11 protein-coding genes and 1 pseudogene are annotated in these 10017 nt (G+C 59.0%); 3 read left to right on the plus strand and 9 right to left on the minus strand.

All coding sequences use genetic code 11. The annotated features are described in order from the left end of the window. Positions 1-9: 9 nt before the first annotated feature. Complete coding sequence (locus tag KBZ08_RS14060) at positions 10-1314, plus strand: hypothetical protein (RefSeq protein ID WP_254973770.1); 1305 nt, start codon at positions 10-12, stop codon at positions 1312-1314. Positions 1315-1886: 572 nt separating this feature from the next. Here KBZ08_RS14060 and KBZ08_RS14065 read toward each other — a convergent pair. The 5 genes and pseudogenes from KBZ08_RS14065 to KBZ08_RS14085 form a co-directional block, all read right to left on the minus strand. Next, positions 1887-2024, minus strand: a pseudogene (locus KBZ08_RS14065) (chlorophyll a/b-binding protein); the annotation flags it as partial. Positions 2025-2038: 14 nt separating this feature from the next. Beyond that, positions 2039-2293 carry a DUF1651 domain-containing protein gene (locus KBZ08_RS14070; protein ID WP_254973771.1) on the minus strand — a complete coding sequence of 85 codons (255 nt, stop codon included), beginning with the start codon at positions 2291-2293 and terminating at the stop codon, positions 2039-2041. After that, positions 2290-2802, minus strand: a complete 513-nt coding sequence (locus tag KBZ08_RS14075) for a hypothetical protein (protein WP_315861263.1) — start codon at positions 2800-2802, stop codon at positions 2290-2292. Before KBZ08_RS14075 ends, KBZ08_RS14070 begins: the two co-directional genes overlap by 4 nt. After that, positions 2799-3086, minus strand: coding sequence for a galactose oxidase (locus tag KBZ08_RS14080; RefSeq protein WP_254973772.1), 288 nt, complete (start codon positions 3084-3086; stop codon positions 2799-2801). Before KBZ08_RS14080 ends, KBZ08_RS14075 begins: the two co-directional genes overlap by 4 nt. Positions 3087-3112: 26 nt before the next feature. After that, complete coding sequence (locus KBZ08_RS14085; protein WP_254973773.1) at positions 3113-3619, minus strand: hypothetical protein; 507 nt, start codon at positions 3617-3619, stop codon at positions 3113-3115. Positions 3620-4108: 489 nt separating this feature from the next. Between KBZ08_RS14085 and KBZ08_RS14090 the strand changes: the two genes are divergently transcribed. Together KBZ08_RS14090 and KBZ08_RS14095 are read left to right on the plus strand one after the other, a co-directional pair. Then, positions 4109-4669, plus strand: coding sequence for a hypothetical protein (locus KBZ08_RS14090; protein WP_254973774.1), 561 nt, complete (start codon positions 4109-4111; stop codon positions 4667-4669). A gap of 36 nt (positions 4670-4705) precedes the next feature. Beyond that, positions 4706-6040 carry a hypothetical protein gene (locus KBZ08_RS14095; RefSeq protein ID WP_254973775.1) on the plus strand — a complete coding sequence of 445 codons (1335 nt, stop codon included), beginning with the start codon at positions 4706-4708 and terminating at the stop codon, positions 6038-6040. Positions 6041-6730: 690 nt separating this feature from the next. On the opposite strand, the gene KBZ08_RS14100 is transcribed toward KBZ08_RS14095, so the two are convergent. The 4 genes from KBZ08_RS14100 to istA form a co-directional block, all read right to left on the minus strand. Next, a complete protein-coding gene (locus tag KBZ08_RS14100; protein WP_254973776.1) occupies positions 6731-6940 on the minus strand; it encodes a hypothetical protein in 210 nt (69 codons plus the stop codon). Then, positions 6937-7314 (minus strand): DUF6926 domain-containing protein, encoded by a 378-nt coding sequence (locus tag KBZ08_RS14105; protein ID WP_254973778.1) that lies wholly within the window; start codon positions 7312-7314, stop codon positions 6937-6939. Before KBZ08_RS14105 ends, KBZ08_RS14100 begins: the two co-directional genes overlap by 4 nt. 324 nt (positions 7315-7638) lie before the next feature. Beyond that, positions 7639-8394, minus strand: a complete 756-nt coding sequence (istB, locus tag KBZ08_RS14110; RefSeq protein WP_254973648.1) for an IS21-like element helper ATPase IstB — start codon at positions 8392-8394, stop codon at positions 7639-7641. Next, on the minus strand, positions 8321-9919 hold the full coding sequence (gene istA, locus KBZ08_RS14115; RefSeq protein WP_254973649.1) for an IS21 family transposase: 1599 nt from the start codon (positions 9917-9919) through the stop codon (positions 8321-8323). Before istA ends, istB begins: the two co-directional genes overlap by 74 nt. Between the last annotated feature and the right edge of the window lie 98 nt (positions 9920-10017).

Here is a 10017-nt window from a genome sequence, read left to right on the forward strand (position 1 = left end):
TATCGACAAATGACGAGCAAAGACGTTGCTGAGTATTACAAAACTCAGGACTATCATCTTCATGACACCACTACCGTTGAACAGATTGTAGAAGCCGCCGTAAAAATGCGGGCGGAAGAGCAAAGCTGCCCTCTGAACTACTGCAAAGGAAGCTTCTGGCGATACGATCCAGATCTCGGATACTACAAAAGGACCTGCCATTCAATCATTCAGCTAGAGATAAGCGAGATCCTTCCACGAATTTACACAGAATCCGGCGCCCGTGAGCCAAGACGGATTAGGCAGAAGGCAACAAGTCAAAAGATCAAAGCCACAATATCATGGCTTGAAACACGTTTAGGTTTGCAGGAAATGGACGCCAATACGGCGATTGCCTTCAAGAATGGAACTCTATATTTCCGTAATATTTGCTGGGAGTTAGGTGAGCATAGCCCAAGCAACAACCTTACTTATGGAATTGAAGCAGACTGGGTTGAAGATGCAGATTGCCCCCCCATGTTCAACGAGTTCGTCAGAACAAGCTACGGCTTGGCATGGCTAAATATGCTAAGGGGGGTGTTTGCCTATCACGCGGATCCTCGCTACGGCTGTAGCGTGATTACCATGATCATCGGAAACAGTGGCACTGGCAAGGGGGTAACTGAGCGGCTTCTCGAAAAGATGTATTCAAAGGAATCGATTGGTGTCATCACCAGTGGGTTTAGAGATCTCAATAGTCCTGAGAAGGTATCGCAACTAGTTGTAGGAAAGAGATTAATCGCTCTTCCAGACTTACAGGGACATCAAGACGGCCTTGGGGCAATCTTAAGTCTTACTGATGGGGGAATCCTGACCGCCCGAGCACTGTACTCGAACATAACGCGTCAATTTGTGTTTGATGGAAGAGTCGTTGCCTGTTCGACTCAGGCACCCGCCATGGATAACGCAGGTGTTGGAATGACGCGTCGACTCCTAACCCTAAAAACACTAGACAGAAGGCTGGAATCAGGCTTACTGCCAAGCGATGGGGTGGCTCTCGAAATGATGCTCCACAATGAGATAGGAGCTCTTCTCTCTTGGTCTCTGCAGATGCCGGAACAAGAAGTTAAAGATATCCTCAAGCTAAAGGACCCAGCAGGGCTACTGCAGGAGGTAAGCCTAGGATATGAATCACAAATGGATTCAGTTCGAATATTTATCGACTGTAGTTTGGTTCCGAGTGAATCGACTTGCGTACCAGACACAGACTATCTCTATAAAGCTTACAAGCTACTGTGCATGCACTTGGGTGACAAAGCCTGTCATCGCGATAACTTTGTCAAACGCATGAGGTAGGCGTTGCCACAGCTGTGGTGCGAAAGGTATGTCGTGCCAGGGAGTAACTCGCATAAAAGAACAAAGCGCATATTCTTTGGATTCCGACTAGCGCCTGATCTATGGCACTTGGATCATCAATCTGCTAAGAATGCATTTAATAGCTATCTAGATACACTGAGTGACTTCAAGAAGAAGGGGGAAGATCCAGATGGCTCATGCGCAGAAGAAATCAATATATTCGAGGGGGCTAGATTTGAACAACTCGGATATCTTATCACTCCTTTACTTAAGGAAGGCCAGTATGCCGAAATGAAAGCACGCCAGCCGGAGGCGCCTACATACGAGCAACTGGTAGATGCAGGAGTCTTCCAAGGAGGTGCTAATCGCAGTCCAGCGCAAATAAGTTGACCCCTAGTGCGAGGCAGCAAGCATCGAAGGGTGATTCCATGAAAGAAACTCAGTACGATCAGGGGTAAATCAAGATATCCGATTGGGCAGGAGAGGATTGACTATGGAAGTCAACTGGCTGATATCACTAATGTCTAGCTTAAAGAAAATAGGGCCAAACGGAAATACTTGTTTCGGGATCTTCCCTGATCGATCCAGTAAAGGATACCCTGCCCAGTCAGCAGCTCTGGGCAAACGCCGATCACGAAGCCGAGCATGGCAAGGCGACCATTCCAGGTTTCGGCGAAGTCGACGAAGCCAAAACGAGAGGTAGATCGGATTGGGTGGTAGGCGCTCACCACTTGGGCCTACAGGGCGTCCAGCCCGCCTTGCGCGTCTCACCCCAGAGCTTGAGAGCCTCCGTCCGAGTCAACTCCTGGCGTGATTTCAGCAACGGGATCTCCTGATCGGGGAGCATCTCCCCGGTAGTGATCTCCAACCGCTGGTTGGTGCGCTCCCAGATGGTCGGGCGGAAACGCAGCACCTGGCGGCCATGGATGAGCCAGCCTTCCTTCGGTGTCCGGGGGACACGCGGTGCAGGCTGGCTCATGCCTCAATGAGGCATGCCTCGATCAATCGACAGCACTCCTCCACATCGCCCGCGCTCTCCACCCCCTCGCCAAGCGAGCAGAAGAAGTCCCGCCATAACAGCGGAACCGCCAGCAGGACCAGCGGCCTGCCGCCGTTGAGCGCATGGGCGGCTTCCGAGCCTGTGCCGGGGCCTCCGCCGCCGCAGACCACCACCACAACGGCGCTGAGAACGTTGATGACGTTGCGGGCCTTGCCCATGCCGGTGAAAACGGCCAGATCCAGTTCCGCCGTGTTTTTCCTGTCGTCACCGCTCCCTTCCTCGGGCAGCACCCCCACCACCAGGTGCCCCTCCACCCGCGCTGCCCCTCGGCTGGCCGCCGCCATCACCCCCGCCGGGCGGCCACCGGTGAGCAGCACCCAACCCATGGCGCTGATGCGCTCCCCGAGCGCCTCGGCCAGGGCCACAGCCTCAGCGGAGGCGCCCTCTCCAGCCCCCATCACTCCAACCACAGCGCGTCGTTTGCTCATGCCACCTCCGGGCACCAGCCACGCTGGCGCGTCATGTCCTCCGTCCAACCCTGGCAGCGGCGGGTGAGGTGTTCACCATGGGCCAGCAGGCCCTGGTGCAGCTGGCAGGTGAGCACAGGGATGCAGTTCACCCCGGCGTGGTGGCGAAACCAGTGGCAGGTCATGCAGACCTTGCCGCTGCGGCTGCTCTGCAGGACCTCCAGATCCAGATAGGGCCACTCCTCAATGGGCTGCTCCAGGGAGCCACCGGCTCCCGTGGTGGAACGGCGTAGGTGGTATCCCATGGCAGCCCCCTGCAAGTACGCCTGTACTAGCATGGAAGGCCCATCTCTGCTGCTGCACGGGATCCCTCCGGAAGGGCTGGGCGGAGCGCCTCAATGCGGCTCGCAAGCTCCTCGAAACGGAGCCCTTCTCCATAGGTCCGAATGAGGGGTTGGAGACCGATCGAACGGCGGTCGCGATGGAACTTGGCTGTGGGCACCACCCAGAAGAGCCACTGACTCAGCTCCTGAGGGTTAACCAGCTCGGGGTCATCCTCCACCAGCAGACAGAAAACGTAGGCAGTGGCCACACGCTGCTCAATCGGGAAGCTGATCGTGCTCGGGCGTGCCTGCTGCCAGGACTGCACGAAGGCCGCCGACTTCACTTCCAAAGTGATGGAGCCGAACGTCACGTCCATCTCGGCCCACTCGACACGATGCTGCCCAGGGTCGAGGCCAAGAGCCCGGTGCACAAGCCACTCGGCATAGGCGCCACGGGTGCGGTTCTCCAACAGATGGCCGGAGTTCCAGCGGAGAAACGCGTCAAGGTCTGACATGAGGGGCTCGGGGCGTGACTGCTGGGGTGCTTCCTGGCCTTCCAAATCCCCCACGGGTTGCGACGGACGGGAGCCTGGTGACAAGGATGAGCTGCCGTTACGCGATAAGCGGCCCTGCAGCCACCCTCTTCATTCCTCTTCCTCAGACCCGCCAACGGGAACCTAGCGGCCTACAGCCGCTGGTGCGGGGATGACGTGGTGGATGAAGCCTTCACAAAGGCGGAGCAGCGCCTCCAGGCAAGCTGAACTGACTACTTCCTCTTCCTCAAAATCGACTCCCCGCATACGACGGGCCCCTTTCACTCGGTCAACCGTCCCGACAAACCAGCCCCGTCCTCGGGCGACCACGTGGTGAAATGGCTCAGAGCCATGGTCAATCCAGGCAGCAACCGATTTGAAAATCTTATGCCTAGAGAAGCGCCTTGCGACTGCAGGCCTACCACGACCGTGCTAAAAAATATACAAGGAAGCAGCGCTCTACAGCCTTAAATGAAGACAAGTGCTGAATTAGATGAATTTCTTATTGGTCTTGGGGCTAACGGCATCAGCTCCGAAGGGCTTGCAACAGTCGAGGGTTATATACGTTCTTGCTGGGACAAAGGTGTCGAAATCGTATTAGACCCTTCACTCCAGGGAGCGTATGGAACCTATAATCCAGAATCAAATACACTCACCATAGGCGCACCTGCTCTGTCCGACAATATTCAGCTTATAGAGACATTCGAGCATGAGTTCATTCACGTTCTTCAAGACGAGATAGATGGCCTAAGCAATTCATCCATGTCGCCGCTTGGACTTCCTGTAAATGCGGAGGGTTTTCAAGCTGTTAGCGCTGCAAACATCACATCCGACCCAAGAATCCAAGCCTTGGAGCTGGAGGCTCACAGTGCCGAACATGCTCTTGACAATCCAGAAAACACATTAATGCGAGCCGCATGTCCAATTGAGCAGCAGCTCGCCGTTTCCTACGCGGCAGAAGGTCTTGATCCCCTGGAAGCAAGCCTTCAAGCGTCTTTAGACGCTCCGCTTCTTGAAAGTTTTTTTGGGTAATTACTCCCAACTTCCGACCGAACCACCGGTACAAGAGTGAATTACTTCAGCGAAATCGTCCAAAACCTGCGCAGCGAAGTGAATGTCATCGACACGACTCCGCTCGAAGGCGAGTTCACCGGCCTCATGTACCTGCAGTTCACGGAGGCAGCCCGCGCCCAGTGGGCGAAGGACAAGCAGCTGCCCAAGTCCATGTTAGCCCTGTGGGCTGAGGCTTCCCAGCCGAACCTCAAGGCCATGGGACTGGGCAAGATCAAGCTCGTCGGCGCACCGGCGGTCTTCCTTCGTGGCTTCAGCGATGTGCAGTCGCGCTCGTACTACGAGTGCAACTTCAGCCTGACGATGAAGCAACTTCCCTACATGGAAGGCCAGGAGGTACCGCAGACGCTGCACAAGCTGGGCCTCTTCACCTTCGTAAATGACGAGCGTGCTCTCTGGCGAGGCATCGGCCAGGGCCCCCTGGCTGCCTATGCCCAACTGGAGATCAGGCTCTGTGAGGTGGAGCTGAAAGAAGAGGACGGCACTAAGATCACCGACGAAGATGGCAACCCCATCCTCGAAACGTGGTGCGTACTCGGCTACATCGGCCTATCACTGACCTTTCCCAGCACGGGTTCCTCCGCCGGTTCCGACACGCAGCCAATGGCATCATCAGTGCCCGAATCTTTTGGGTTTGTCCAGCTTGCAAAGAATGGACGCGCATTTCAATCAAAAGACGTCCTCCAGGCCATTGTCGAAAAAGAGAAGCGGCGAATCAAAGACGAGCAGATGGCCTGGAGAATTGGTGGGGCCATCATTGGAGGACTACTTGGTATAGGCGACGGATTTGATGTCGGCGATGTATTTATGGGTCTAGCCTTTTCAAACCTGGGAGGTCTTGGACACCAAGTGGCCTCACGCGAACAACTGGAGTTCCTAGAGAAGTGCAATGCTGCCTGGATAGTCACGGCAGGATCGCCAATGGAACTAGCAAGCCGGATAGGCCAAGCTCGATCAAGGGTGATCGCGTACAGCGAGGGATGGCAAACACCCTTAATCTTTAATCATCACCAGGGCCCGAGGGGTGACTATCTAGTTCCACTGGGTCTTGCGCATCAGCATGCTCGTGGCTTCCTCCAGGAGGACAGCCGACAGGCAATGGTGGAGACGTTTGAGCAGGATGACTTCATGATTCTTGCGAATCAACTCTATCCCGCACCGGATAACGCCATCAGACTAGAAAGCATACGCAAGATCACAAAAGAACAAGCGATCGAGATGGACAAGTATGCCGATTCATTCGTCCACCACGCTGAACCCATAGCAATTGAGATCGTTAGGCAGCAAGTAGTTGCCTATCGAGTCCCCATCCCAGTCCACAGCGACTATTAGCAAGATGAGCCTCCCGGACAGCGAAGAATATCAACGGATTCGCCGATCACTTCGGAAAGGCGCGATCGAGAGGAATGCTAAAACTGCACTAATCTTGGGAGCAGCAGCCAGCGGTGCATTCTTTGGCCTGACTGGTCTGGCGGTCACAGCCGTAGGCGCAACTATTGCGGTTTCAGTGGCCAAGTGGAGGCAGGATCGCGCCAACTGATGGATCGGCCCACGAGAACCCGTTGAGAGTCCTCTACCCGAGTCGTCAGCAAGGATATGGATTAATTGTCACTCATCTCCCCAAATTCTTTATGCTCCAGCCAGTGATGGTAGCCTCGACGTTCTCGAGGTGACACTACAGGGGGCCTCGGCCCTGGGTGCAGCCCCAGCGTCGGTACTGCTTGCCGGTGTGAGCACCCCCCGCAGCCGGAAACCCGGACACGCCGGACAGGGTGTGTGCCCATCTCTCTTCGTTATCTGCTCTGCAGGGGGAGGGGGATCAAATCAATTGTCTTGTGGTGGGGTGTCCGGCCTGTCCGGGCAGTCCGGGGTAAGGCGACGACTGGTGGGAGGCTCGATGCCCTGCCCTGTCCGGACACTGATGGACTCACTGTCCGGGTCTACCGGGTGCTGAGCGGCAGGAGATCACGTTCTAGGGGGCGGGGGGGGGGCGGCAATTCAGATCACCCCATCGGGACTGGTTCAGTCCAAGACGTCCAGCAGCTCAGCCAGGACCCGCCTGACTTCAGGCCCCTCCTCTGGATTGTGGATGGCGCCGAACACACGGGCGGTCACGCGGCTCTCGATTTCTTGAAGAGTGTTGGTCGTGTCCATCAGCAGCTGGATGGAGATGTCGGCGGTGGCGTTGCCGCTGCGGGCACAGCGCAAGCGGACCTTGCAGTAGCCGGTCATGGCTTCGCCTTCGGCGAGGGAGTCCCAACGGGAGAAGCCGGCGCAGCCGACAGGGGGAAGCGGTAGACGGTGCAGTCGGTGGCCAGGCAGTAGCCGGCAGCGTCGTGATATCTGGCGAAGCCATAGTCTTCGTCTGCATCGACGCAGCTGGCGGATCGTGAGGAGAAGGTCTCCGCCCACCAGGCATCGGCCGCAGCGATCTCGTCGTCCTCCAGACCGGAGGGGTCGTCGTTGATGAAGTAGCAGGCCCAGTGGGTGGGCAGCAGGTAGCTGACCAGGGAGGGATGGCGCGCATCCCGTTCGGCCTTTGTCAGGAAGACGGGCTCGGGGGGAGAAAGGGGTGGATCTGGCAGGTAGCAGCTGGGGGAAGGCATGAACGTCACAGCGTCAGAGGGACATAAAAAAAGCCCCGCACGGGGCGGGGCGAACCAATCCAGGCGGACTTGTGTCCCGTGTCAATCAGGTTGACGGGTGGCGTCAATCTGGTTGACCGGTTGAGTCGCTTGTTCGGAGGTCCTCCGGAGCCTGAGATGGCAGTGGGAATCGGGATCGTGACCAGGCTGTCGCCTCGCGTCAATCAAGTTGTTGTTCCGGCGTCCATCTCAAGGCGGGTGGGCCAGTTTTCGTGTCGCCGCCATGCTTCTGGTGCCTTGAGTGGTTGCTGGCCTCGATCGTGACGGCCATGGCGCCCGCGTCAATTACGTTTGCGGGTCAGCGGCATCGCTGGAAACCCTTGCTGCTGCTTGCTTCTGCCGGTAGCTCTCGCCCTTGATGCCCACGATGTGGCAGTGGTGCACCAGCCGGTCCACAGCAGCCACGGTCATCGATCCGCTGGGGAAGATCTCGTCCCACTCCCGGAACGGCTGGTTGGAGGTCACCAGCAGCGAGCGGCGCTCGTAGCGGTGGCAGATCAGCTCGAACAGCACCGAGGTCTCCAGCTCACTGCGCCGCACGTAGCTGATGTCGTCGATCACCAGCAGGGCGTAGCGATCCAGCTTCTGGATCAGGGCTGGGAGCTCAAAGCTGGCTTTGGCCTTCTGCAGCAGCTGCACCAGGGCGGTGGCCGGGAAGAAGCAGCAGGCCTGGTCCTGCTCGATCATCGCCATCGTGATGGCGATGGCCAGGTGGGTCTTGCCCACGCCGCTGGGACCGAACAGCAGGAGGTTCTCGGCCTGCAGCAGCCAGGTGTGGCTGCGGGAGAGCACCTGCAGCTCCTGCCAGTGCTGGGGCTCAAGGTGCTGGTGAACAAAGCCATCGAGGCCCTTCTGCCAGGGCAGATGGGCGTCGCGCAGCAGGCGTTGGCGCCGTGCGATCTGGCGGTGGTCGACCTCCTGCTCACAGAGTGCATAGAGGAACTGGCCCGGGCTCCAGCCCTCCGCCTCAGCCTGCTGCGCGAGAGGTTGCCAGTGGCTGCGGAACCGCGCCAGCTTGAGCTGTTTGAGCAGCAGCGGCAACGCCGCTTCCACCGCTGCTGAGCGGGGTACCGGGGAGGAGGTGGTCATAGGAGGCCAGCAGATGTTGGGGAATGACGGGATCAGGCAGGGCGCTGCGGCGCGGCGGCACCCGGAAGCGTTGCTGCAGACCAGAGAGGGACAGGGTTTGGCGCTGCTGCGCCTGCTGCAGAAAGGCGAGCACCAGCTCAAAGGACGCCACCCGCACCGCCACGTACAACGCCTCGACCATCAGCCGGGCCGCCGCGTCACGGTCACCGCTGGCCAGCAGGCGCTGCCAGAAGTTCCACCAGTGCTCATCCGGGAAGAGGTGGCGCTGATAGCGGCAATGGAGCAGGGCCCGCGGCTTGGCGCGCAGGCCATCGATCAGGTGCTCCAGATCGATGCACCAGGCCCGCGGGCCATGGCGGCCGGTGCCATAGACGCGAGGCAGCTGGCAGACCCAGTCACTGCCGAGGTAGACGATCAGCCGGTCGTGGTGCAGCCGCACCGTGACCGGACGGCCGATCAGGGTGGGCGGCACCGAGTAGATCACCTGCCGCACCTCGATCGTGCTGGTGCTGCGCACCCGCACCGATAGGAGCTCGTAGTCGGCAAAACGGAAGCTGGGCAAGGCCATCAAATGCTCAAGCTCCTGCTCGTAGCGCCGCTGGCGCGGGGCATTGAGGGCACTGAACACCTCAGCGAGCAGCGCGTCGTACTCGGCCGGCTCGTCGAAATCACAGCTGCCACGCAGCAGCAGCTTCTGCTCCAGCCGCCGTTTCACATGGCCGTGCGGTGCCTCGACGATGCCGTTCTCATGGGCCACCCCCCGGTTGTTGCGGCTGGGGGAGAGGCCGTAGTGGGCGCAGAGGGCCTGGTAACGGGTGGTGATGTCGAGGGCATAGCTGCCGTCGCGGTTGCGGCTGGCGGCCGAGAGCCGATCGGTGCGCAGTTCCCGGGTCACGCCACCACAGGCGGCCAGGGCGTTCTGCAGCCCCTCGGAGAGGGCGACAAAGCTCTCGCCGCCGTGGATCACCTGGCCATAGGCCCAGCCGCTCCAGGCCAGGCGGTAGTGAAACAGCAGATGCGGGAACGGCTCTCCCCGCAGGGTGATCGCCACCCGCTTGACCTTGGTGAAGTCGCAGAAGCCGATCTCTCCGGGCTGATACGCCAGCGAAAACATCACCTCCGGCGTCGGGCCATGCAGAGATTTCCAGTGCTGCACCCGCCGCTGCAGGGTGCGTTTCAGCGAACTCCAGTCCTGATCTGGCTTTTGCTCCTGCAGGTGCTCCAGCAAGGTGGTGGGCGTCAGGGAGGGATGGCGCTCCAGCAGCGGCAGCAGCAACGGCTCCCACACTTCCGCCAACGGGTCAGGGCGACGCCGACCACGGGGTTTGGCAGCTTGGGGTTGGAGGCGCCCTGAGTCGATCCGGTGAGCACTGCTCACCGAGATGCCCGCCGCTGCGGCCGCCACCTCCTGGCGGCTGCCGGCTCGTCGTTTGGTCATGTACAGCGCAATCTGTTGAGCGGTGAGGGGAGCAGGCATGGCCCGGTGCCCTGCGCATGGCAACCGGATTCAGCGCAGCCCCTCAAGAGCGGTCAACCTGTTTGGCGCGACCCCTCAACCAGATTGTCGTCGGACAG

This window comes from Cyanobium sp. Candia 9D4 (genome assembly GCF_024346155.1).
GTDB lineage: Bacteria > Cyanobacteriota > Cyanobacteriia > PCC-6307 > Cyanobiaceae > Cyanobium > Cyanobium minutissimum.